General features: G+C 72.6%; 21 protein-coding genes. 7 read left to right on the forward strand and 14 right to left on the reverse strand.

Going from position 1 to position 21,549, the window contains the following annotated elements; genetic code table 11:
- Positions 1-334 precede the first annotated feature (334 nt).
- Together pknB and ACWEK3_RS37950 are read left to right on the forward strand one after the other, a co-directional pair.
- Positions 335-2,287, forward strand: a complete 1,953-nt coding sequence (gene pknB, locus ACWEK3_RS37945; protein ID WP_453251802.1) for a Stk1 family PASTA domain-containing Ser/Thr kinase — start codon at positions 335-337, stop codon at positions 2,285-2,287.
- A gap of 48 nt (positions 2,288-2,335) precedes the next feature.
- The gene (locus ACWEK3_RS37950; protein WP_453251803.1) at positions 2,336-3,226 is read left to right on the forward strand and encodes a deoxyribonuclease IV; all 891 of its coding nucleotides are present in this window, start codon (positions 2,336-2,338) and stop codon (positions 3,224-3,226) included.
- Positions 3,227-3,256: 30 nt separating this feature from the next.
- Here the strand turns inward: ACWEK3_RS37950 and ACWEK3_RS37955 are convergent, their stop codons facing one another.
- Positions 3,257-3,913, reverse strand: coding sequence for a sulfite oxidase-like oxidoreductase (locus ACWEK3_RS37955; RefSeq protein ID WP_361409514.1), 657 nt, complete (start codon positions 3,911-3,913; stop codon positions 3,257-3,259).
- Positions 3,914-4,067: 154 nt separating this feature from the next.
- Here ACWEK3_RS37955 and bfr point away from each other — a divergent pair, with 154 nt between their 5' ends.
- Complete coding sequence (gene bfr / locus ACWEK3_RS37960) at positions 4,068-4,586, forward strand: bacterioferritin (RefSeq protein WP_365430761.1); 519 nt, start codon at positions 4,068-4,070, stop codon at positions 4,584-4,586.
- A 26-nt stretch (positions 4,587-4,612) separates the two neighbouring features.
- Here bfr and ACWEK3_RS37965 read toward each other — a convergent pair whose 3' ends face one another.
- The 3 genes from ACWEK3_RS37965 to ACWEK3_RS37975 all read right to left on the reverse strand — a co-directional run bounded on the left by ACWEK3_RS37965 (position 4,613) and on the right by ACWEK3_RS37975 (position 7,774).
- Entirely contained in the window at positions 4,613-4,882 is a 270-nt protein-coding gene (locus ACWEK3_RS37965; RefSeq protein WP_450547022.1) for a (2Fe-2S)-binding protein, read from the reverse strand.
- Positions 4,883-5,038: 156 nt separating this feature from the next.
- Entirely contained in the window at positions 5,039-6,391 is a 1,353-nt protein-coding gene (locus tag ACWEK3_RS37970) for a class II 3-deoxy-7-phosphoheptulonate synthase (RefSeq protein ID WP_390725373.1), read from the reverse strand.
- Between the two features lie 96 nt (positions 6,392-6,487).
- On the reverse strand, positions 6,488-7,774 hold the full coding sequence (locus ACWEK3_RS37975; protein ID WP_453251804.1) for a glycoside hydrolase domain-containing protein: 1,287 nt from the start codon (positions 7,772-7,774) through the stop codon (positions 6,488-6,490).
- 138 nt (positions 7,775-7,912) lie between these two features.
- Between ACWEK3_RS37975 and ACWEK3_RS37980 the strand changes: the two genes are divergently transcribed.
- Both ACWEK3_RS37980 and ACWEK3_RS37985 read left to right on the forward strand, forming a co-directional pair.
- Positions 7,913-7,975, forward strand: coding sequence for a trp operon leader peptide (locus tag ACWEK3_RS37980; RefSeq protein ID WP_450547026.1), 63 nt, complete (start codon positions 7,913-7,915; stop codon positions 7,973-7,975).
- A gap of 120 nt (positions 7,976-8,095) precedes the next feature.
- On the forward strand, positions 8,096-10,018 hold the full coding sequence (locus tag ACWEK3_RS37985; protein WP_453251805.1) for an anthranilate synthase family protein: 1,923 nt from the start codon (positions 8,096-8,098) through the stop codon (positions 10,016-10,018).
- Positions 10,019-10,097: 79 nt separating this feature from the next.
- On the opposite strand, the gene ACWEK3_RS37990 is transcribed toward ACWEK3_RS37985, so the two are convergent.
- The 4 genes from ACWEK3_RS37990 to ACWEK3_RS38005 form a co-directional block, all read right to left on the reverse strand.
- Positions 10,098-11,126 carry a 6-phosphofructokinase gene (locus ACWEK3_RS37990; protein ID WP_361409496.1) on the reverse strand — a complete coding sequence of 343 codons (1,029 nt, stop codon included), beginning with the start codon at positions 11,124-11,126 and terminating at the stop codon, positions 10,098-10,100.
- 154 nt (positions 11,127-11,280) lie between these two features.
- Entirely contained in the window at positions 11,281-11,958 is a 678-nt protein-coding gene (locus ACWEK3_RS37995) for a response regulator (RefSeq protein ID WP_376395290.1), read from the reverse strand.
- Complete coding sequence (macS, locus tag ACWEK3_RS38000) at positions 11,955-13,256, reverse strand: MacS family sensor histidine kinase (protein ID WP_453251806.1); 1,302 nt, start codon at positions 13,254-13,256, stop codon at positions 11,955-11,957. Before macS ends, ACWEK3_RS37995 begins: the two co-directional genes overlap by 4 nt.
- Before the next feature lie 23 nt (positions 13,257-13,279).
- Positions 13,280-14,086 carry a lysophospholipid acyltransferase family protein gene (locus ACWEK3_RS38005; RefSeq protein ID WP_384425225.1) on the reverse strand — a complete coding sequence of 269 codons (807 nt, stop codon included), beginning with the start codon at positions 14,084-14,086 and terminating at the stop codon, positions 13,280-13,282.
- Positions 14,087-14,232: 146 nt separating this feature from the next.
- Between ACWEK3_RS38005 and ACWEK3_RS38010 the strand changes: the two genes are divergently transcribed.
- Positions 14,233-15,012 (forward strand): alpha/beta hydrolase, encoded by a 780-nt coding sequence (locus tag ACWEK3_RS38010; protein WP_390876136.1) that lies wholly within the window; start codon positions 14,233-14,235, stop codon positions 15,010-15,012.
- Positions 15,005-15,757, forward strand: coding sequence for a hypothetical protein (locus tag ACWEK3_RS38015; RefSeq protein WP_453251807.1), 753 nt, complete (start codon positions 15,005-15,007; stop codon positions 15,755-15,757). Before ACWEK3_RS38010 ends, ACWEK3_RS38015 begins: the two co-directional genes overlap by 8 nt.
- A 279-nt stretch (positions 15,758-16,036) precedes the next feature.
- Here ACWEK3_RS38015 and ACWEK3_RS38020 read toward each other — a convergent pair whose 3' ends face one another.
- The 6 genes from ACWEK3_RS38020 to ACWEK3_RS38045 form a co-directional block, all read right to left on the reverse strand.
- Positions 16,037-16,795 carry an endonuclease/exonuclease/phosphatase family protein gene (locus ACWEK3_RS38020; RefSeq protein WP_376395280.1) on the reverse strand — a complete coding sequence of 253 codons (759 nt, stop codon included), beginning with the start codon at positions 16,793-16,795 and terminating at the stop codon, positions 16,037-16,039.
- A 99-nt stretch (positions 16,796-16,894) separates the two neighbouring features.
- On the reverse strand, positions 16,895-17,848 hold the full coding sequence (locus ACWEK3_RS38025; RefSeq protein WP_361409478.1) for an ROK family glucokinase: 954 nt from the start codon (positions 17,846-17,848) through the stop codon (positions 16,895-16,897).
- Positions 17,849-18,002: 154 nt separating this feature from the next.
- Positions 18,003-18,584 carry a DUF5304 domain-containing protein gene (locus ACWEK3_RS38030; RefSeq protein WP_453251808.1) on the reverse strand — a complete coding sequence of 194 codons (582 nt, stop codon included), beginning with the start codon at positions 18,582-18,584 and terminating at the stop codon, positions 18,003-18,005.
- A gap of 57 nt (positions 18,585-18,641) precedes the next feature.
- Positions 18,642-19,811: an ArsA family ATPase gene (locus ACWEK3_RS38035; protein ID WP_453251809.1), complete on the reverse strand. Its 1,170-nt coding sequence runs from the start codon at positions 19,809-19,811 to the stop codon at positions 18,642-18,644.
- A gap of 162 nt (positions 19,812-19,973) precedes the next feature.
- Entirely contained in the window at positions 19,974-20,417 is a 444-nt protein-coding gene (locus ACWEK3_RS38040) for an SRPBCC family protein (protein WP_384180148.1), read from the reverse strand.
- Positions 20,418-20,562: 145 nt separating this feature from the next.
- Entirely contained in the window at positions 20,563-21,360 is a 798-nt protein-coding gene (locus tag ACWEK3_RS38045; RefSeq protein ID WP_450547243.1) for a metallophosphoesterase family protein, read from the reverse strand.
- Positions 21,361-21,549 lie beyond the last annotated feature (189 nt).

A 21,549-nucleotide genomic window follows, 5' to 3' on the forward strand; every position in this document is an offset into this window, starting at 1 on the left:
GGTCTTTCGTTTGGATCAGGCCGGATCAGGGAGCGGGGTCTGGTGATGGGGGCACCTCCCACGCCGTTCAGGCAGTGGGGGAGGATCGCAAGGCGGAGGAGGGCGGCAGGGCGGAGCCCTGCCGACCGACGACAACGCGGCTGGGGGTACCCCCTGCTCGAAGAGCTTGAGGGAACGGTGCCAGGGCCCGCGAGCCCGGCATGATCCAAACGAGAGGACCTAGGCCGTCGCCCCGTCTCACGGGCGCGTGGACCGCGTCACAGGTCGGCTTCAGTCCTGCCGCGACAGCGTCCGGAATCCGAGTGTGTCCGTGACGGCTCGTAGACTCGCCTGCGTGGATACGACCCTTCAGGACCCTCTCGTCGGGCAGGTGCTCGACGGCCGTTATCGCGTCGACGCGCGGATCGCCGTCGGCGGGATGGCCACGGTCTACCGGGCCCTGGACACCCGCCTGGACCGCGTCCTCGCGCTCAAGGTGATGCACCCCGCGCTCGCGGCCGACGGCTCGTTCGTGGAGCGGTTCATCCGGGAAGCCAAGTCGGTCGCGCGGCTGGCCCACCCGAACGTCGTGCAGGTCTTCGACCAGGGCACGGACGGGTCGTACGTGTACCTCGCCATGGAGTACGTGGCCGGCTGCACCCTGCGTGACGTGCTGCGCGAGCGCGGGGCGCTCCAGCCGCGCGCGGCGCTGGACATCCTGGAGCCGGTGCTCGCCGCGCTGGGGGCCGCGCACCGGGCCGGGTTCGTGCACCGCGACATGAAGCCGGAGAACGTCCTGATAGGGGACGACGGCCGGGTCAAGGTCGCCGACTTCGGGCTGGTCCGGTCCGTGGACACGGTGACGAACACCACCGGTGCCGTCCTCGGCACCGTCTCCTACCTCGCGCCGGAGCAGATCGAGCGCGGCACCGCCGACCCCCGGGTCGACGTGTACGCGTGCGGGGTCGTGCTGTACGAGATGCTGACCGGCGGCAAGCCTCACCAGGGGGAGTCCCCCGCCCAGGTGCTGTACCAGCACCTCCACGAGGACGTGCCGCCCCCGTCGGCCGTCGTGCCGGGACTGGCCTTCGAGCTGGACGAACTGGTCGCGGAGGCCACCGCGCGCACCCCGGACATCCGGCCGCACGACGCGGTCGCGCTGCTCGCAAGGGTCCGCGAGGCGCGGTCCGCGCTCGGTCAGGACCAGCTGGACGCGCTGCCGCCGCAGGCCCTCACCGCGGAGCACGACAACGCGGAGGACCGTACGAGCGTCATCCCGCGCGCGCTGACGACGCGGATCCGCGGCGGGGACGGCGGGACCGGTGGGGACGGCACGCCGTCCGAGGCCGCCCTCAACCGCACCAGCCGCCTTCAGGCTCCCCCGCCCGCACCGCCGCCGACCGGCGCGCGGCGCCCCGGGCCGCCCCGGCGCACACTGCTCACGGTGGTCGTCGCCGTCCTGCTGGTCCTCGGGGCCGGCGGGGGCGTGTGGTACATCAACTCCGGCCAGTTCACGAAGGTCCCGCCGCTGCTGGCGAAGACCGAGGCGCAGGCCAGGGAGCGGCTCAAGGAGGCCGGTCTCGGCGTCGACCGGGTCGAGCACGCCTACAGCGACACGGTCGGGCGCGGCACGGTCATCGGCACCGACCCGCGGGCGGGCGCCCGGATCCGCAGCCACGGTTCGGTGACGCTCACGGTCTCCGACGGGCCCGAGACCGTGCGGGTGCCCGACCTGAAGGGCCACCGGCTGGGCGAGGCGCGGACCCTGCTGAAGAAGGAGGGCCTGGAGCCGGGCATGGTGAGCCGGGAGTTCAGCGACGACGTCCCCCGCGACGTCGTGATCGGCACGGACCCCGAGGCGGGTACCGAGCGGCGGGCCGGCTCGGCGATCGCGCTCACCGTCAGCAGGGGCCACGCGGTGGACGTGCCGGACGTCACCGGCGACGACCTGGACGAGGCGCGGTCCGAGCTTCGGGACGCCGGCCTGAAGGTGCGGATCTCCTCCGAGCAGGTCAACTCCGAGTACGACAAGGGCCGGGTCGCCCGGCAGAGCCCGGCGGGCGACAGCCAGGCCGCCGAGGGCGACACGGTCACGCTGACGCTGTCCAAGGGCCCGGAGATGGTCGAGGTGCCGGACGTGACCGGCAACAGCGTCGGCGACGCGAAGAACACCCTGCAGAAGGCCGGCTTCCAGGTGCAGGAGGACCGCGGGCTGCTCGGGCTGTTCGGCGACACCGTCAAGAAGCAGTCGGTGAAGGGCGGAGACCGGGCGCCGAAGGGCTCGACGATAACGATCACCATCCGGTGACGGCGGCCCGGCGGCCACCGGCCGCCGGGCACGTGACACCCTGAACGGGTGAGCAGTCAGCGGTCCCGCCCCCTCCCCGGTCCCTCCCGCAACCCGATCGGCGGCCATGTGCCCGTCGCCGGCGGACTGCACTCCGTGGGCCTGTCCTACGCCCGTGACCTCGGGGCCGAGACCGTGCAGGTCTTCGTCGCCAATCCGCGTGGCTGGGCCACGCCCGCGGGCAACCCGCGGCAGGACGAGCAGTTCCGCGCGGCCTGCGCGGAGCAGTCGGTCCCGGCGTACGTCCACGCCCCTTACCTGATCAACTTCGGCTCGCACACCGAGGCGACCGTGGAGCGGTCGGTGGAGTCGCTGCGGCACTCGCTGCGGCGCGGCCGGGAGATCGGCGCGCTGGGCGTCGTCGTGCACACCGGGAGCGCGACCGGCGGCCGGGACCGGTCCGTCGCGCTGAAGCAGGTGCGGGAGCACATGCTGCCGCTGCTCGACGAGCTCACCCATGACGACGACCCGTATCTGCTCCTGGAGTCCACCGCCGGCCAGGGTGCCTCGCTGTGCTCGCGCACCTGGGACTTCGGGCCGTACTTCGAGGCGCTGGACGCCCACCCGAGGCTGGGCGTGTGCCTGGACACCTGCCACATCTTCGCCGCCGGGCACGACCTGACCGGCCCGCACGGCATGCACCGAACACTGGACCTGCTGGTGGAGACGGTCGGCGAGGGCCGGCTGCGGCTGATCCACGCCAACGACTCCAAGGACGTGGCCGGCGCGCACAAGGACCGGCACGAGAACATCGGCGCCGGCCACATCGGCGAGGACCCCTTCCGCGCCCTGATGACCCATCCCGCCGCCGAGGGCGTCCCGCTGATCATCGAGACCCCGGGCGGCAAGGAGGGCCACACGGCGGACGTGGAGCGCCTGAAGCGGCTCAGGGACGGATGAGGAAGGCGTGAGCAGGCACCGGGGCGGGCGTCAGAGTTCCGGCCCGTCTCCCGGTTCCTCCTGGTAGGAGTAGCGCTGTTCCTTCCAGGGGTCGCCAAGATTGTGGTAGCCGCGCTCCTCCCAGAAGCCGCGGCGGTCGGCGGTCATGTACTCCACGCCGCGGACCCACTTGGGACCTTTCCAGGCGTACAGGTGGGGGACGATCAGGCGGAGCGGGAAGCCGTGCTCGGCGGTGAGCAGTTCGCCGTCCTTGTGGGTGGCGAAGAGGGTGCGCTCCGAGGTGAAGTCGGACAGGCGCAGGTTGGAGCTGAACCCGTACTCCGCCCACACCATCACATGGGTGACGTTCGCCGCGGGCGGGGCGATGTCCAGGACGGTGCGCGCGGGGATGCCGCCCCACTCGGCGCCGAGCATGCTGTACTTCGTGACGCAGTGCAGGTCGGCCACCACGGTGGTGTACGGCAGGGCCGTGAACTCCTCGTGGGTCCAGCAGTGCTTCTCGCCGTCGGCGGTGGCGCCGAAGACCCGGAAATCCCAGCGCTCGGGGCGGAACTTGGGCACCGGCCCGTAGTGCGTGACCGGCCAGCCGCGCTGGAGCCGCTGTCCCGGCGGAAGTTCCGGCTGTGCCGCTCCCGTCGGCACTGCTCCAGACGCGTCTCCTGACGCGCGTTCCACCGGCTGACCCATGACTCCATCCTGACAGACCGGAGAGGGTGCACATGACCAGCCCGGGGGCGATTCGGACAACCCGCACTAAGCATGCACTTACTGGACGGTCGTGTGCGCCGGTGCAATCATGCGCGAGATCGGCCCAGTGACGTCCGGAAGGAGCCCCGCCGCCATGCAAGGCGACCCCGAGGTGATCGAACTGCTCAACGAGCAGCTGACCGCCGAGCTCACCGCGATCAACCAGTACTTCCTGCACTCCAAGATCCAGGACCACAAGGGCTGGACGAAGCTCGCCAAGTACACCCGCGACGAGTCGTTCGACGAGATGCGGCACGCGGAGCTCCTGACCGACCGGATCCTGCTGCTGGACGGCCTGCCGAACTACCAGCGCCTCTTCCACGTCCAGGTCGGGCAGACGGTGGCCGAGATGTTCCGGGCCGACCGGCAGATCGAGGTCGAGGCCATCGACCGGCTGCGCCGGGGCGTGCAGCTGATGCGCGACAAGGACGACATCACGTCGGCGAACATCTTCGAGGCGATCCTCGCCGACGAGGAGCACCACATCGACTACCTGGACACCCAGCTGGAGCTCGTCGACAAGCTGGGTGAGGCGCTCTACCTCTCGACCGTCGTCGAGCAGAGCCAGCCGGACCCGTCGGGCCCCGGCACACACGGCTTCTCCAGCCCCTGAGGCGGCCGTCGGCGGCCGTCACAGCACTAGGCGGCGTCGCCCAGCTCCTTCGGGCGGGCGTCGGAAGCCCCGCCCGTGAGCGGCGCGAGCGCCGGGCCGCCCTGGTCGATCAGCTCGCGGCGCGGGCAGGCGCCGCGGCCGAGCAGCGCCTGGATGCGCCGTACGCACCCGCCGCAGTCGGTGCCCGCCTTGCAGGCGGAGGCGATCTTGCGGGGAGTGCAGGCGCCGTTGTCCGCGTGCTGCTTGACCTGCTGCTCGGTGATACCGAAGCAACTGCACACGTACACGCGGTTCACCTCCCGCCGGAATCGGTTCGATGGTGCCGTCCCGACTTCTCGGTGAGGCAAACCTAACCTTACTCACCGCACGAATGCCCGAAAAGGGGATGGGGCGCGGATCCCATGTGATCCGCGCCCCACTTCACGTTCCCGCTCCCGCGAGGGGCGCGCGCCTCACTGGTCCCGGTACATCTCCGCGACCAGGAACGCCAGGTCCAGGGACTGGCTGCGGTTCAGACGCGGGTCGCAGGCCGTCTCGTAGCGCTGGTGCAGGTCGTCGACGAAGATCTCGTCGCCGCCGCCGACGCACTCGGTGACGTCGTCACCGGTCAGCTCCACGTGGATGCCGCCGGGGTGCGTGCCGAGCCCCTTGTGCACCTCGAAGAAGCCCTTGACCTCGTCGAGCACGTCGTCGAAGCGGCGGGTCTTGTGACCGGAGGCCGCCTCGAAGGTGTTGCCGTGCATCGGGTCGGTCACCCAGGCCACCACCGCGCCCGAGGCCGTGACCTTCTCCACCAGCTCCGGAAGCCGGTCGCGGATCTTGTCGGCGCCCATGCGGACGATGAACGTCAGCCGGCCCGGCTCCCGCTCGGGGTCGAGGCGGTCGATGTACCGCAGCGCCTCCTCGGGCGTGGTCGTCGGGCCCAGCTTGACGCCGATCGGGTTGCGGATGCGCGAGGCGAACTCGATGTGCGCGTGGTCCAGCTGCCGGGTGCGCTCGCCGACCCACACCATGTGCCCGGAGACGTCGTACAGCTGCCCGGTGCGCGAGTCGACGCGGGTCAGCGCCGACTCGTAGTCGAGTAGCAGCGCCTCGTGCGAGGAGAAGAACTCGACGGTCTTGAACTCCTCCGGGTCCGTGCCGCAGGCCCGCATGAAGTTCAGCGCGTTGTCGATCTCGCGCGCGAGCTGCTCGTAGCGCTGGCCGGACGGCGAGGACTTCACGAAGTCCTGGTTCCAGGCGTGCACCTGGCGCAGGTCGGCGTAGCCGCCGGTGGTGAAGGCGCGCACCAGGTTCAGCGTGGAGGCGGACGCGTGGTACATCCGCTTCAGCCGCTCGGGGTCCGGGACGCGGTCGGCCTCGGTGAACTCGAAGCCGTTGACGGAGTCGCCGCGGTAGGTCGGCAGGGTCACGCCGTCGCGGGTCTCGGTCGGCTTGGAGCGCGGCTTGGAGTACTGGCCGGCGATCCGGCCGACCTTGACCACCGGCACCGAGGCGGCGTACGTCAGCACGGCGCCCATCTGGAGCAGGGTCTTGAGCTTGCTGCGGATGTGCTCGGCGGACACCGCGTCGAACGCCTCGGCGCAGTCGCCGCCCTGGAGGAGGAACGCCTCTCCCTTGGCGACGGCCGCCATCCGGGCGCGCAGCTGGTCGCACTCGCCCGCGAAGACGAGCGGCGGATACGACTCGAGGTCCGCGATCACTGCGCGCAGAGCCTCGGGGTCGGGGTACTCGGGCTGCTGCGCCGCGGGCAGGTCTCGCCAGGTGTTGCCAGCGCTCGCGCTGGTCTTAGCGTTCACGGTCACACCACCAAGATTACGGGGTCGTCCGGCGGGCCCCTTCCTCCGTTCATCCAATGAGACGGAGGGCGCCCGCTCGCGGAACGTCCCGCCGCGCGCCGTTCAGGCGCCGGTGCCGACGTCCAGCTGGTCACGGTCGATGTTGATGGTGACCGCGCCGTACGTCTCGGTCTTGTTGCCCGCGTACTGGTGGATGCGCTGGTGGCCGGCCCACAGGGCGGCCGGGATGGCGGTGTGGAGGGTGGTGTTCTGGTTGTTCCAGTGCGCGAAGTGGATCACGTCGGGCAGGGTGGCCTTCCCGGCGTTGCCGACCAGGTCGGCGACCAGGGACGAGACGCTGCCGTACGCGCCGGACCGGTAGCCCAGTTCGTGCAGCCGCTCGGTCCAGGCCTCCAGGTAGCCGAGTACGCGCGTGGTGAGGGCGCCGCCCGTCGCGTACTGCTCCAGGTCGTTGTAGAGCACCGACCCCTTGGCGAAGCCGAGCGCCACCGCCTGGGCAACCGCGTCCTCCGCGGCCTCCTTGCCCTGCGGCACCGGATCGGTGATCGACGCGCAGGAGTTCTGGCAGCTGCCGGCGCCGGAGGTGGGCTGCCGGCCGACGTAGAGCGGGAAGAAGCGCCACCCGTTCGCGTACTGCGTCCGCACCCACTCGGAGGTCAGCCTCGCCTGGGCGCAGGCGCGGTTGACCCCGCCGATGTAGACGCCGACGGCCCCGTAGGGCGATCCGGTCCTCCAGGCGTTCATGGCCCTCTGGCTCGGGGCGGTGCAGGTGTCGAAGCCCCTGCCCCTGTACGCGGTCGCGTCGGCGGGCACGGCGCCCGCGGCCGGTGTCCGGGCGGGTTCGCGGGCGCGGGCGGTGGCGACGGGCAGTCCTGCGCTGCGCAGCACCCGCTGGATCTCCGCGCGGTCCTCGCCGTACGGGGCCGTGATGGAGATTCCCTCGTTGGTGGCGGTCGCCCGGTAGACGCGGGACGTGCGGTCCTCGGTCACCGAGGCCTTCGTCGCCACCGCGGGCTGCACCCAGAGGACCTCGGTGCGCCCGACGGCGCGGGCCGGGCAGTCCTGCTGCTCGCCGGGGGTGCCGAGGTAGACGGCGTGCCGGTCGAAGCGGACGCAGGCGGTCGGCTCCTGGTCGAGGTCGACGACGGGCCAGCCGGCCGGGACGGTGAACGTGTGACCGCGGTAGCTGACGGTCTTCGTGGCGTCGTCGGCCACCGGCCGGGCGGCGGCCGGCGCGGCGGCGGCGAGCACCGCGCAGGCGCTCAGCGCGGTCAGCGCACGCCTCGGGCGGAGGCGGGGCCGTGCCGGGTGGGGCGATCGCAGTGCGGGAATGGCGTACTCCTCGGTCGGGCCCGAGCGCGCGGCGGACGCCGGGGCAGGAAGCGGCACACGGTCGACGCGGACCCTCCTTCCACCCCGCGCGGCCGCCGGAAACCGGCCTGTGCTGCGTACGGGCGACACGGCCGCCGAGGGCCGCCACGGGCCGGACGGGGCTGCGCGGCGACCCGATGCGGTAGGGTGCCGGGCATGTTCGCGCACTCGACCCAGCACCAGAACTGGTGGTGGACCGCTTCTCCGGCGGCCCGCTGACTGCGCGTATCCCACACTTCGCGAAGGCCGCCCGAGGGGCGGCCTTCGGCGTTTCCGGCGCCTTGGCCGTTCCTCACCCACATCGACCGGCATCGACCGGCATCGACGGAAGAGGAACCCATGGATCTGGCACGGCTGCTGCACGACCCCCGCCCCTTCGCGCTGCTGCGCCGCCGTACCCCGGGGCACGACCAGGACCTGGTCGAGGTGCTGCTCGGCCCGGTGACCGCCCGCGACCGCCTGGCCGACCTGCCCGACGAGGGCCTGGCGCTCGTTCCGTTCCGGCAGATCCGCGAACGCGGCTTCGACGTCCGCGACGACGGCACCCCGCTGCTGGTGCTGACGCCCGAGGAGACGGGCACGGTCCCGCTGGCCGAGGCCCTGGCGCAGCTCCCCGCGCACCAGGTGCGCGTCGATGGCGGCGGCTTCGACGTCGGCGACGAGGAGTACGCGGAGATCGTCGGGCGGGTGCTGCGCGAGGAGATCGGCGCGGGCGAGGGCGCGAACTTCGTGATCCGGCGGACGTACGAGGGGGAGGTCCCGGGCTTCGGGCGGGCCGACGCGCTGGCGCTGTTCCGGCGGCTGCTGGAGGGCGAGCGGGGGGCGTACTGGACGTTCGTCGTGCACACCGGGGACCGGACGCTGGTGGGCGCCAGTCCCGAGGTGCATGTGCGCATGTCCGGCGGGACGGTCGTGATGAACCCGATCAGCGGGACGTACCGCTACCCGGCCGAGGGGCCGACGCCCGAGCACCTGCTGGGCTTCCTCGCCGACGGCAAGGAGATCGAGGAGCTGTCGATGGTCGTCGACGAGGAGCTCAAGATGATGTGCACCGTCGGCGACATGGGCGGGGTGGTCGTCGGCCCGCGCCTTAAGGAGATGGCGCACCTCGCGCACACCGAGTACGAGCTGCGCGGCCGGTCCTCCCTGGACGTGCGCGAGGTGCTCAAGGAGACCATGTTCGCCGCGACCGTCACCGGGTCGCCGGTGCAGAACGCCTGCCGGGTCATCGAACGCCACGAGACCGGCGGACGCGGCTACTACGCCGGCGCCCTCGCCCTGCTCGGCCGCGACTCCGGTGGCGCCCAGACCCTGGACTCCCCCATCCTCATCCGCACCGCCGACATCGACGCCGGCGGCCGGCTGCGCGTGCCGGTCGGCGCCACCCTCGTCCGCGGCTCGGACCCGGCGGGCGAGGTCGCCGAGACGCACGCGAAGGCGGCGGGCGTGCTGGCGGCGCTGGGCGTACGGCCGGCACGGCCGCGCGCCGAGCGGTCGCGGCCCCGGCTCGCCGACGACCCTCGGGTGCGGGCGGCGCTGGACGGGCGGCGCGCCCTGCTCGCGCCGTTCTGGCTGCGGATGCAGAACGGGGGCTCCGCCGCACGGGCGCAGTCGGAAACCGGGGCAAGGGCGCCGGGACTCACCGGGCACACCCTGGTCGTGGACGGCGAGGACACCTTCACCGCGATGCTCGCGCACGTGCTGCGGTCGTCGGGACTGACCGTCACCGTCCGCCGCTACGACGATCCCGGACTGCGCGCGGCCGTGCTCGCGCACCAGGGGCCGGTCGTCCTCGGCCCCGGACCCGGCGACCCGTGCGATCCGGACGACCCGAAGATGCGGCTGCTGCGCGCGCTGACCGCGGAGGTGCTCACCGGGCACCGGCACGGCGTTCTCGGAGTCTGCCTCGGACACGAGCTGATCGCGGCCGAACTCGGCCTGGACATCGTTCGCAAGGAGGTGCCCCACCAGGGCGCCCAGACCGGGATCGACCTGTTCGGCCGGTCCGAGACCGTGGGCTTCTACAACAGCTACGTGGCGCACTGCGACGACGAGGCGCACGCCGAGCTGTCCGCGCACGGAATCGAGGTCAGCCGGAGCGCGTCCGGTGAGGTGCACGCCTTGCGCTCCGCCGGGTTCGCGTCGGTGCAGTTCCACCCCGAGTCCGTGCTGACGCTGAACGGCCAGGCGATCGTCCGCGCGCTGCTGGCCGAGCAGTTGCACGGCGCCGGCACGCACTCCGGGCCGCGGCCCGTCCGGTAACCGGGTACGCGCGCGCCGAGGGCGCCGCCGGTCAGGTCGACGGCGCCCTCGGCGCGGTCTGCGGGAGGACGGTGGCGGGTCAGCCGAAGAAGACCCCGACCTCCTCGTACAACGTCGGGTCGACCGTCTTCAGCTTGGCGGTGGCCTCCGCGATCGGGACGCGGACGATGTCGGTGCCGCGCAGGGCGACCATCTTGCCGAAGTCGCCGTCGCGGACGCAGTCGACGGCGTGCAGCCCGAACCGGGTGGCCAGCCAGCGGTCGAAGGCGCTGGGCGTGCCGCCGCGCTGGATGTGCCCGAGGACGGTGGTCCGGGCCTCCTTCCCGGTGCGTGCCTCGATCTCCTTGGCCAGCCACTCGCCGACCCCGGACAGCCGCACATGCCCGAAGGAGTCGAGCGAGGCGTCCTTCAGGACCATGTCGCCGTCCTTGGGCATGGCGCCCTCGGCGACGACGACGATCGGGGCGTACGACGCCTTGAAGCGGGAGGTGATCCAGGCGCACACCTGGTCGACGTCGAAGCGCTGCTCGGGGATGAGGATGACGTTCGCGCCGCCGGCGAGGCCGGAGTGCAGGGCGATCCAGCCTGCGTGACGGCCCATCACCTCGCAGACCAGGACCCGCATATGGGACTCGGCGGTGGTGTGGAGCCGGTCGATCGCCTCGGTGGCGATGCCGACCGCGGTGTCGAAGCCGAAGGTGTAGTCGGTGGCCGACAGGTCGTTGTCGATGGTCTTGGGCACGCCCACGCAGGGCACGCCGTACTCGTCGCTCAGCCGCGCGGCCACGCCGAGGGTGTCCTCGCCGCCGATCGCGACGAGCGCCTCGACCTCCTGCTTGGCGAGATTGTCCTTGATCCGCCGGATGCCGTCCTCCTGTTTGAGGGGGTTGGTCCGCGAGGAGCCGAGGATGGTGCCGCCGCGGGGCAGGATGCCGCGCACCGCGGGGATGTCGAGACGGATGGAGTCGTTCTCGAGGGGGCCCCGCCAGCCGTCCCGGAAGCCGACGAAGTCATAGCCGTACTCCTGCACGCCCTTGCGGACGATGCCCCGGATGACGGCGTTGAGCCCGGGGCAGTCGCCGCCTCCGGTCAGTACTCCGACCCGCATGGAAAAGTCCCTTCGCCGCGGTTGCCTGGTGAAGGTCACGCTAATGGTGACGCACGTCACTTCGGCATGGGGCGGAGAGTCAATTCCTCTGAATTGTCGGGCAGTTGATCAAGGAGAATCCACTCGAAAGGGTGGTTGCCGCGGGTACGCGGGTTTACTCGCCGTCGAGCCCGCGCTCGATGGCGTACCGCACCAGTTCCACCCGGTTGTGCAACTGGAGCTTGCCCAGGGTGTTCTGGACGTGGTTCTGGACCGTGCGGTGGGAGATCACCAGGCGCTCGGCGATCTGCTTGTAGCTCAGGCCCTTGGCGACCAGGCGCAGCACCTCGGTCTCGCGGTCGGTGAGCCGGGGCGCCTTCGGCTCGTCGGCGTCCGCGGCGGGCGCGGGCTCGGCGGCCAGCCGCCGGTACTCGCCGAGCACCAGGCCCGCGAGCCCTGGTGTGAACACCGGGTCGCCCACGGCCGTGCGGCGCACCGCGTCCAGCAGCTCCTGGGTCGAGGCCGACTTCAGCAGGTAGCCCGTCGCGCCCGACTTCACGGCCTCCAGCACGTCGGCGTGCTCACCGCTCGCGGACAGCACCAGCACGCGCAACGCCGGGTTGGCGCCGACGAGTTCCTTGCAGACCTGGACCCCAGGCTTCGCGGGCAGGTTCAGGTCGAGCACGAGCACGTCGGGCGCGGCGGCCCTGGCGCGGCGCACCGCCTGCTCGCCGTCGCCCGCGGTGGCGACCACCTCGAAGCCGGACTCGGCCAGGTCGCGGGCCACGGCGTCGCGCCACATCGGGTGGTCGTCGACCACCATCACCTTGATCGGGCCCTGCTCCGCGCTCATCGGCTCTCTGCCTTCCCCCGTGTCCACTGCGCGCCCTTCGCGCTCTTCGTGTGCCCGCTGTCGTTCGTGGTGTTCGTGTTCTTGGGTACGTTCAGTTCGACCTCGGTGCCCTGGCCGGGCACCGAGATCAGCTCGGCGGTGCCGCCGATGTCGCGCAGCCGGCCCCGGATCGACAGGGCCACTCCGAGCCGGCCCTCCCCCTCGGCCTGGGCGAGCCGCCCCTCGGGGATGCCGGGACCGTCGTCCCGCACGGTCACGATCACCGACTCCGGCTCGTCCTCGACCAGGATCCAGGCCCGCGCCCCCTCGCCCGCGTGCCGGCGGACGTTGTCCAGCGCGGCCCCGACGGCGGCGGCCACCTCGCGGGCGGCGGCGGCCCGCAGCGGCACCGGGGCGCCCGGTTCGGCGAGGCTGACCAGGGCACCGGCGTACGGGGCGAGCAGCGCGCGCAGATCGACGGGCGCGTCGGCGTCGTCGTCCGTGTCCTCGTCGACGGTCCGGACGTCCGCGCCCCCGGCCGGGTACCCCGCCGTATCTCCGGACGTGTCCCTCGACGCCCCGGGGACCGGGGCCAGCCCGCCGGAGACCAGAGTGCGCAGCGCCACCTCCTGCTCGCCCGCCAGCCGGCCCAGTTCGGCGGCCTCGCCCCCGATGACCGCGCCGCGTCGCTGCACCAGGGCCAGCACCTGGAGCACGCCGTCGTGAATGTCCCGGGCCAGGCGCTCCCGTTCGCGGGTGGCCGCCTCGATCTCCAGGGCGCGGGCGAGGGTGCGCTCGGAGGCGCGGGCGACCTCGACGACGTAGCCGATGGCGATGGAGGCGACCCAGACCAGGATCACGTTGTGCACGGTGTCGCGGGCCGGGGAGCCGCGCTCGACCAGGTTGGCGGCGGCGACCGCGGTGGAGGCGGCGGCGGCCCAGCGCCAGCCGCCCTTGATGGCGAAGGCGAGGACGGCGCCGGCGGTCCAGATCGACGGCAGGGTCGGACCGCCGTCCGCGATCCGCGCCGGGGCGTCGGCGACGGGGGTGAGGAGGATGCCGGTCAGCGCCAGGGCGAGGTCGGCGGCCAGGAAGCGCTTGGTGCAGCTCGCGGCGTTCGCGACCTTGGGCAGCGTGGCCAGGGTCCACACGGACAGCACGCAGTAGTAGGCGATGGCGACCCAGGGGCGCGGGAACCGGCCGTAGCCGGTGGCGAACAGGCCGACCGCGTAGAGCATGGTCAGCACCCGGTATCCGGCGAGCGCGCGCCACAGCGGCTGCTCGACCGACATCCTCATCACGCGTTGCCGCTTCGGCATGTCCCCCCCCTTGGCGGTTCGCCCTACTCCGCCTGCTTCTCCTTCTCGGCCTCTTCCGTCCCGGCCGGCCCGGGCGACGCCTTCGCCGCCTCCTGGGCCTTGTCGGCCGCCTTCCCCGCCGCTTTCCCCGCCGCCTTCTCCGCTTCCTTCTCGGCCTTGGCCGCCTCCGCGAACTGCCGCTTGGCGGCGGTCGCGTAGATGTCGACGTACTCCTGGCCGGAGAGCTTCATGATCTCGTACATGACCTCGTCCGTCACCGCCCGCAGCACGAAACGGTCGTGCGCGAGGCCCTGGTAGCGGCTGAAGTCCAGCGGCTTGCCGATGCGTATGCCCGGGCGCATCAGCTTGGGGACGACCTTCCCGGGGGGCTGGATCTTCTCCGTGTCGATCATGGCGACCGGGATGACGGGCGCTCCGGTGGCCAGGGCGACGCGGGCCAGGCCGCCCGGCTTGCCGCGGTAGAGGCGGCCGTCGGGCGAGCGGGTGCCCTCCGGGTAGATACCGAACAGCTCGCCGCGCTCCAGCACCTCTATGCCGCTCTTCACCGCCGCCTCGCCCGCGCCGCGCGACCCGGAGCGGTCCACGGGGAGCTGGCCCACGCCCTTGAAGAACGCGGCCGTCAGCCGGCCCTTCACACCGGGCGTGGTGAAGTACTCGGCCTTCGCGATGAAGGTGACCTTGCGGTGCAGCACCGAAGGCAGGAAGAAGGAGTCCGAGAAGGACAGGTGATTGCTCGCCAATATGGCGGGGCCCTCGGCCGGGATGTTCTCCATGCCTTCCACCCAGGGCCGGAAGGCGAGCTTCAACGGCCCCCCGATGGCGACCTTCATCGTGCCGTAGAACAACCGAGTGCCTTCCTGTGTGTGTCGATCAGACGATACCGCCGGGTACGACCTGTGGGACCGACGGCCCTGGTCGGTGTCAGTGCGGTCGCGTACGGTGAAGTACCTGCAATCGACGACCACAGGAGAGCAACGTGCCGGTGCTCCCCGGAGCCGAGCCGTTCCGCCACGAGGGCGGGGAGGTCGGCGTCCTCCTCTGCCACGGCTTCACCGGTTCCCCCCAGTCCCTGCGCCCCTGGGGGCGGTACCTCGCCGAGCGCGGTCTGACCGTCTCGCTCCCGCTGCTGCCCGGGCACGGCACGCGCTGGGAGGACATGCAGCTCACCGGCTGGCCCGACTGGTACGCGGAGGTGGACCGCGAGCTGCGTGTCCTGCGCGAGTCCTGCGCGCGGGTGTTCGTGGCCGGACTGTCCATGGGCGGCGCGCTGGCGCTGCGGCTGGCCGCCCGGCACGGGGACGCGGTCGCGGGCGTCGTGGTCGTCAACCCGGCCAACAAGGTGCACGGACTGTCCGCGTACGCCCTGCCGGTGGCCCGCCATCTCGTACGGACCACGAAGGGCATCGCGAGCGACATCGCGCTGGAGGGCGCAGCCGAGCTGGGGTACGACCGGGTGCCGCTGCACGCCGCGCACTCGCTCAGGAACTTCTTCCGGATGGTCGACGGCGAGCTGCCGCAGGTCACCCAGCCGCTGCTGCTTCTGCGCAGCCCGCAGGACCATGTGGTGCCGCCGGTCGACTCGGCCCGGATCCTCGGCCGGGTCTCCTCCACGGACGTCACGGAGGTCCTGCTGGAACACAGCTACCACGTCGCGACGTTGGACCATGACGCGGACCGGATCTTCGAGGAGAGCTACGCCTTCGTCGGCCGGCTCGCACCCAGTGTCGGCAAGGAAGGGACGACGGCAGGTGGCTGAGCACGACTCCGACCGCGAGGACCTCGACGGCCGCGAGCCGGTGGAACCGGCCGAACCGGTCACGCCTGCCGGACCCGTCGGGCCGGCCGAACCTGCCGGGCCGGCCGAGCAGCGCGCCGAGCCCGGTGTGCCCGCCGGGAAGGAAGACGCCGCCTTCGACGAGGCGGCCGCGTGGGCGGCGATCGTCGCCGCGTACGGCGAGGAGCCGCCGGACCCGCCGGGCTCCAGGCCGTTCCGGTCGATCGAGGACCTGGCGCTGCCGCCGGACCCCGGGACACCCGACGAGAAGCTGTGGAAGGAGAGGAAGGACAGCAAGGGCAAGGACGCCGAGGGCGACAAGAACGACGAGGACGGCAAGGGCGAGGCGAGCAAGGAGGGCCCGGCCGGCCGGCTGGGCGGATCGGTCTCCTTCGCTCCCGGTGTCGGCAACCCCGGTGCCGGGCCGCGCGACTACTCGCTCGCCGAACCGTCCGACGACGACTTCGACAAGGACGACGAGGGCCACTTCGTCCCGCCGGAGCCGCCCCCGCTGCCCTCCGCCGACCCGACCGCGAAGTTCGCCTGGCTCGCGGTGGTCGGCGGGCCCGTCCTGCTCCTGCTGGCCGTCCTGTTCGGCTGGGACATGACGTGGTGGCTCACCCTGCTCGGCATAGGCGGCTTCCTGGGCGGCTTCGCGACGCTGGTGATGCGTATGAAGCCGGGCGACGACGACGAAGACGACCCGGGCCGCGGGGCGGTGGTCTGAGCCCCGGGGCCGGCGACCGACCAGCCGCCGGCCCCGCGAATCGGCCCCCCGGCCCTGGTGCTGTGACCGGAAAGGTTTGCCGGAAAGCTCGCGGCGTCCGGTGCTGGGGGCACGTCCCACGCCCTTCAGGCAGTGGGGGAGCATCGCAAGGCGGAGCATCGCCCTCGTACTGGATGTACTCGGGTGATGCGACAACGCGGCGTGGGGGTACCCCCGGCCGAAGGCTGGGGGAGTGCCGTGCCGGGCGTCGCGAGCCGGTGAACCTTTCCGGTCGCAGCACTAGGCAAGCGCCGGGACCCTGAGGGCGGCCAGCACCGGTAGATGGTCCGTGGCCGCCCTCAGGTCCGCCTCCGTCACGCCGGGCCGGCCGAGGGGCACCCCGCAGCCGAGGACCTCGACGCCGCGGGTGGCGAAGACCGCGTCGATGCGCCGGTGCGGATCGGCGGACGTCCAGGTGTCCTCCGCGCCCCAGGGGGCGGTGGCCCAGCCGTCCTGGAGCGAGCCGGCCAGCCGCCGGAACGCCGGCCCGTCCGGCCGCTCGTTGAGGTCACCGCCCGCCACCGCGTGCTCCACGCCCATCCCGGCCAGCCGGTCCAGGAGCACGCCGGCCTGCTCGTACCGCTCGTCCGCGTCGAGCGAGAGGTGGCAGCTGACGACACCGAGCCGGGCGCCCCCGAACCGGACGACCGCCGTCGCGAGGCCCCGCCGGTGCAGCCCGGGGGTGAGCGGCAGCAGTACGTCCTCGGTGCGCTCCACGACGGCCCGGAGCGAGCAGAGGATCGCCGGGCCCGCGGCCGTCGCGCCGCCGGTGAGGACCACCAGGTCGGAGGCCGCGGCCAGCCGGGCCAGCTTCTTGCGCCAGCGGAAGAAGCGCGGCGCCTCCTGGACGAGGACGAGATCGGGCGCGCAGGCGCGGATCACCCGGGCCAGCGCCTCGGTGTCGTCCCGCATCGACCGGATGTTGTGGCTCAGGACGCGGATGACGGCGGAACCATCGGACTCCGTGCGCGAGTTGGGCAGCAGCATGACGATCAACATACGCCGCGGCCGGCTCGGCCACGGTACGGCACCGGTACGGCGGCGCCCACCGGTCCCGGCCGGACGGGGACGGTGGGCGCGCTCGGGGTGCGACCGGCACTACATGATCGGGTCGGGCTCCCGGGCGAGGTCCGCCGCGCCCACCAGGCCGGCCTTGTTGCCGAGTTGGGCGGCGAGGACGTCGGCGACCGGACGCCAGTTGCCGCCGACCAGCCAGCGCTTGTAGGACTTACGGATCGGCTCCAGGACCAGCTCGCCCTCGTCGGAGAGACCGCCGCCGACGATGAACGCGGACGGGTCGAACAGCGAGGCCAGGTCGGCCAGGCCGGCGCCCACCCAGCGGGCCAGCTCGCGGTAGGAGTCGACGGCCACCGGGCAGCCCTGGCGGGCGGCCACGGAGATGTGCTTGCCCTCGATGCCGTCGGGGGTGCCGTCACCGAGGGCGAGCAGCACCTCCGCGCTCTCGGGGGCGGCGTTGGCGCGCTGCTTGGCGTACCGCACCAGGGCGCGCCCGGAGGCGTACTGCTCCCAGCAGCCCTGCGAGCCGCAGCCGCACAGCAGGCCGTCCGGGACCATCCGGATGTGGCCGAACTCGGCGGCCACGCCGAAGTGGCCGCGGCGCAGCTTGTTGCCGATGACGATGCCGCCGCCCAGGCCGGTGCCGAGCGTGATGCAGATGACGTTGCGATGGCCCTTGCCGGCGCCGAACTTGTACTCGCCCCAGGCCGCGGCGTTGGCGTCGTTCTCCACGACGACCGGCAGGCCGACGCGCGCCTCGACCTCCTCCTTCAGCGGCTCGTTGCGCCAGTCGATGTTGGGCGCGAAGTAGACCGTGGAGCGCTGCCGGTTGACGTATCCGGCGGCGCCGATGCCCACACCGACGATCTCGTGCCCCGCGCGTGCGCCCTCCACCGCCGAGGCGATGGCGTCCACGATGGCCTCGGGCGTACCGGGGGTCGGCACCTTGAAGGTCGAGAGGATGTTGCCTTCCTCGTCGACCACGCCGGCCGCGATCTTCGTGCCGCCGATGTCGACGCCGATGGTGAGTCCCATGAATCCCTCAGTTCCGGTCGAGCCCCGCTACGGCAACCGTACCCGAGGCCCTGCCGTCGGATTCGCGTCATCCGGACGGTGGTCCAAGTCGTCCGGCCGGTCGGTCCGGTCGGTCCGGTCGGTCCGGTCGGTCCGGTCGGTCCGGTCAGTCCGGTCAGTCCAGGTCGATGCGCTCGCCGCCGCCGGTGCCCTCACCGGGGTCGCGGCGGTCGTCGGAGCGAGTGTCCGGCTCGCCGAGTTCGTCCCGCCGGGACTCGCCCGTGCCGGACGACGTCCAGCGGCGCTCCTGGGACTCGACGGCCGAGCGGTACGCGGCGAGGAGTTCGCCGCCGGCCGCCGCCAGGTGTTCGAAGACCTCGGGGTTGCGCTCCACGACCGGCTCGACGGCCGCCTTGGCCTGCTGGACCATCTGCCGCACCACCTGCTCGGCCGCGGGTCCGGCGAGGGCGCCCAGCAGCGGCGTCTGGAGCGACGACAGCCTGTCGGCGACGGTGTCGACGAACTTGCGCAGTTCCTCGGCGGCCGAGCCCGGCGGCGGGCCGTACCGCCCGCGGCGGCGAGCCTGCTCCGCGGCGAGGTCCTCCGCGCAGGCCGTGGACCACGCGTCGGCGTCCGTGGCGCGCCGCTCCCCCGCATTCCCGGCCGCGCTCGAACGGGGGGTGTCCCCGCGGCCGCCGGGCTCCTCCTGAGCGGCGTCGTCCCGAGCGGCGTCGGACGGTGGGCGCTCTTCGCTCATGGCGGACTCCTGACTACGGTTCGTCCCTACGACGTTACCCGAACGGCGGTACGCGCTTCATCTCTCGCGGGGCCACAGCGCGGGGTCCGGCGCGAACCGGACCCGCAGCTCGCCGTCGCGCAGGGCGGCCCCGTCGACGGTGCACCGGCGCAGCGCCGAGGGCAGCGGTACGACCCGGCGGAACGGCCCGGCGGTGAGCGCGAGTTCGTCGCCGAGCCGGATGAGGTCCAGTTCCTCGCGTATGGCGCCGGGCAGCGGGATGTGCCACACGAGGACCCCGTCCTCGGCGAGCCGGTCGGTCACGGGCCACTCGACCGGCGCGCTCGCCGGGCTCGCGCCGGGCACGGCGAGGGCGGCGAGATCGTCCAGGCCGCGCGGGTCCCGGCCCAGGTGGGCGGCCGGGTGGACGGCGTACGTCTCCCGCCACTCGTCGAGGGTCTTGCGCTGCTGTGCGACCGGGCCGGCCAGCCAGGAGTCCGCGGCAGTCTCCGGCAGGACCCGGCCGGCGACCAGGCGCTCCACGGCCAGCCCGCGCACGGCCAGGCCCAGGGCGGCGCTCCGGACCGCTTCGGCGCCGGCCGGGCCGGGCTCTGCGACCAGGCGTACGCGGGTGCCGCGGTCGGCGAGGACCGCCGCCACGGCGGCCAGTTCGACGTCCCAGCGTGCCGCCGTCTCGTACAGCCACTCGGCCGGCATGGGGACGCCGGCGAGGCGGCCGAGCACCGGCCGCAGGGCGCGGGCCGCCTGCCGCTCGGGCGGGAGCAGTCGGCGCAGATAGCGGCGCAGTTCCTCGGGCAGCGCGAGCAGGGCGAGTGCCTGCGGCGCCGGGGGCAGGTCGACGACCAGCAGTTCGAACCGCTCCGACAGGGCCGCGTCGCGCAGCGCGCGCAGCAGGGCGAGTTCCTCGGCTCCCGGCAGCGGGGTGACCTCCTCGGTGTCCAGGCGGGAGGCCCCGAGGAGGTCCAGTACGTTGCCCGCGCGGTCCTGGAAGGCGCTGAGGTCGGCCCGGAAGCCGGCCGCCGCGTCGGGGCGCCAGGCGGTCAGCCGCGGCGCGACGAGCACCGGCTCCGCACCCGTCGGCACCCCGAGCGCCGCACCGAGGGAGTCCGTGCGGTCGGCGCTGAGCACGAGGGTGTCGACGCCGTCACGGGCGGCGGTCAGGGCGGTGGCGGCGGAAACGGTCGTACGGCCGCTGCCGCCCGGACCCGTGATCAGGAGGGTGCGCATGACGTTGAACGGTAGCTGGCTTTGACGGCTCGGTCGCCCACGGGCGCCCTCCGCCGGTGTCGGCGGCGCGCCCTGCGGTTCCCTCGCGGCAGGCGCCCTGCGACGCGTGTCGCGGGTGCGTCCCCGCTGTCGGCCCGGGAGCGCCCGCGGGCCGCTCGGGCCCTACTTCTCGCCCGACTCCACGCGCTTCTTCAGGCCCGCGAGCGCGCGGTCGATGATGACCTTCTCGGCCTTGCGCTTGATCATGCCGAGCATCGGGATCTTGACGTCGACGGTGAGACGGTAGGTCACCTCGGTGGCGTACACGCCCGCGGGCCTGAGGACGTAGGAGCCGTCCAGGGAGCGCAGCATCTGCGACTTCACCAGGGTCCAGGAGACCTCGTGGTCACCGGTCCAGGTGTACGCGAGGGTCTGGTCGTCCTTGATGGCGCCCGCGTCCATGACGAGGCGGACCTGATGGGCGCGGCCCTGGTCGTCGGTCTTGAGGACCTCGGCCTCCTTCACCTCGCCGGTCCAGTCGGGGTAGCGGGCGAAGTCGGCGATCACCCCCATGACCTCGGCCGGTGGCGCCTCGATCGTGATGCTCGAGCTGGTGTGTTCCGCCATCGCCGTGGCTCCTCCAGATGCGGGCCGGTAGTGCGGCCGGGTGAGGCCGGTGGTGCGCTCCTCGTGCGCATGTGTGTGCAGCGTGAAGGCTACCGCGCGCCCGACCGCCGGACTCCACCCCCACCTGCGCGATCGGCCGGAATGCTCACCATTCGAGCGCCCAGGGCCGGCCGCTCCCGGCGAAGTGCCCCACGTTCACGCATTCGGTCGCGCCGATCCGCATCCGCCGTACCAGCGGCTGGTGGACATGGCCGAAGAGGGCGTACCGGGGCCGGGTGCGGCGGATGGCCTCCAGCAGGGCGCGGCTGCCCCGTTCGAAGCGGCGCGCGACGGTGTCGTAGACGAGTTCCGGCACCTCGGGCGGGATGTGGGTGCACAGTACGTCGACCTCGCCGACCGCCTCGATCTTCGCCGCGTACTCCTCGTCGCCGATCTCGAACGGGGTGCGCATGGGGGTGCGCAGGCCGCCGCCGACGAAGCCGAAGACACGGCCGCCGATCTCCACCCGCTGCCCGTCGAGCACGGTGGTGCCCTCGCGGGCGTACTCCTGCCACAGGGCCGGCATGTCGACGTTGCCGTAGGTGGCGTACGTCGGGCTGGGGAACGCGGCGAAGAGTTCCGCGTACTGCTTGCGCACCGCCTGCTCCATCACCGTGGCCCGGTCGCCGTCGATGCCCGCCCACAGCCGGGCGCCGAACTCGCGTGCCTCGGCGAAGCGGCGGGCGGTGCGCAGCGCGACGATGTGGTCGGCGTTCTCCACGCCGAACAGGTCGGGGAAGATTCCGCGCGAGTGGTCGGCGTAGTCGAGGAAGAGGATCAGGTCGCCGAGGCACACCAGGGCGTCGGCGCCCTCTCCGGCCCGGGCCAGGTCGCGCGCGTTGCCGTGCACGTCGCTGACCACATGGATGCGCGTTCTGCCGTGACGGGCCGGTGTGGATGCCATGACGATCAAGCGTAGGCGGGCGTGGCATACGTGAACAGTGGCGGCCGGAAACGGCGTTACTGGCCGGTCATTCGGCGGGTCGACTACTGTGCGCAGGGAAACATCGATCCGTGTGACGCAGCGAACATCTCGCCGGGTCCCCTGTCGAAGAAGCATACCGACGGGTAACGTCCGGCCCGTCCAGTCGTT

The sequence above is a fragment of the Streptomyces sp. NPDC004721 genome (genome assembly GCF_053601495.1).

Coding starts and splice junctions, on each gene's coding strand:
- ACWEK3_RS37955 (WP_361409514.1), bottom strand. CDS start 3,913: ATGGGTCAGCCGGTGGAACGCGCGTCAGGAGACGCGTCTGGAGCAGTG.
- bfr (WP_365430761.1), top strand. CDS start 4,068: ATGCAAGGCGACCCCGAGGTGATCGAACTGCTCAACGAGCAGCTGACC.
- ACWEK3_RS37985 (WP_453251805.1), top strand. CDS start 8,096: ATGGATCTGGCACGGCTGCTGCACGACCCCCGCCCCTTCGCGCTGCTG.
- ACWEK3_RS37990 (WP_361409496.1), bottom strand. CDS start 11,126: ATGCGGGTCGGAGTACTGACCGGAGGCGGCGACTGCCCCGGGCTCAAC.
- ACWEK3_RS37995 (WP_376395290.1), bottom strand. CDS start 11,958: ATGAGCGCGGAGCAGGGCCCGATCAAGGTGATGGTGGTCGACGACCAC.
- macS (WP_453251806.1), bottom strand. CDS start 13,256: ATGCCGAAGCGGCAACGCGTGATGAGGATGTCGGTCGAGCAGCCGCTG.
- ACWEK3_RS38005 (WP_384425225.1), bottom strand. CDS start 14,086: ATGAAGGTCGCCATCGGGGGGCCGTTGAAGCTCGCCTTCCGGCCCTGG.
- ACWEK3_RS38020 (WP_376395280.1), bottom strand. CDS start 16,795: ATGTTGATCGTCATGCTGCTGCCCAACTCGCGCACGGAGTCCGATGGT.
- ACWEK3_RS38025 (WP_361409478.1), bottom strand. CDS start 17,848: ATGGGACTCACCATCGGCGTCGACATCGGCGGCACGAAGATCGCGGCC.
- ACWEK3_RS38030 (WP_453251808.1), bottom strand. CDS start 18,584: ATGAGCGAAGAGCGCCCACCGTCCGACGCCGCTCGGGACGACGCCGCT.
- ACWEK3_RS38035 (WP_453251809.1), bottom strand. CDS start 19,811: ATGCGCACCCTCCTGATCACGGGTCCGGGCGGCAGCGGCCGTACGACC.
- ACWEK3_RS38040 (WP_384180148.1), bottom strand. CDS start 20,417: ATGGCGGAACACACCAGCTCGAGCATCACGATCGAGGCGCCACCGGCC.
- ACWEK3_RS38045 (WP_450547243.1), bottom strand. CDS start 21,360: ATGGCATCCACACCGGCCCGTCACGGCAGAACGCGCATCCATGTGGTC.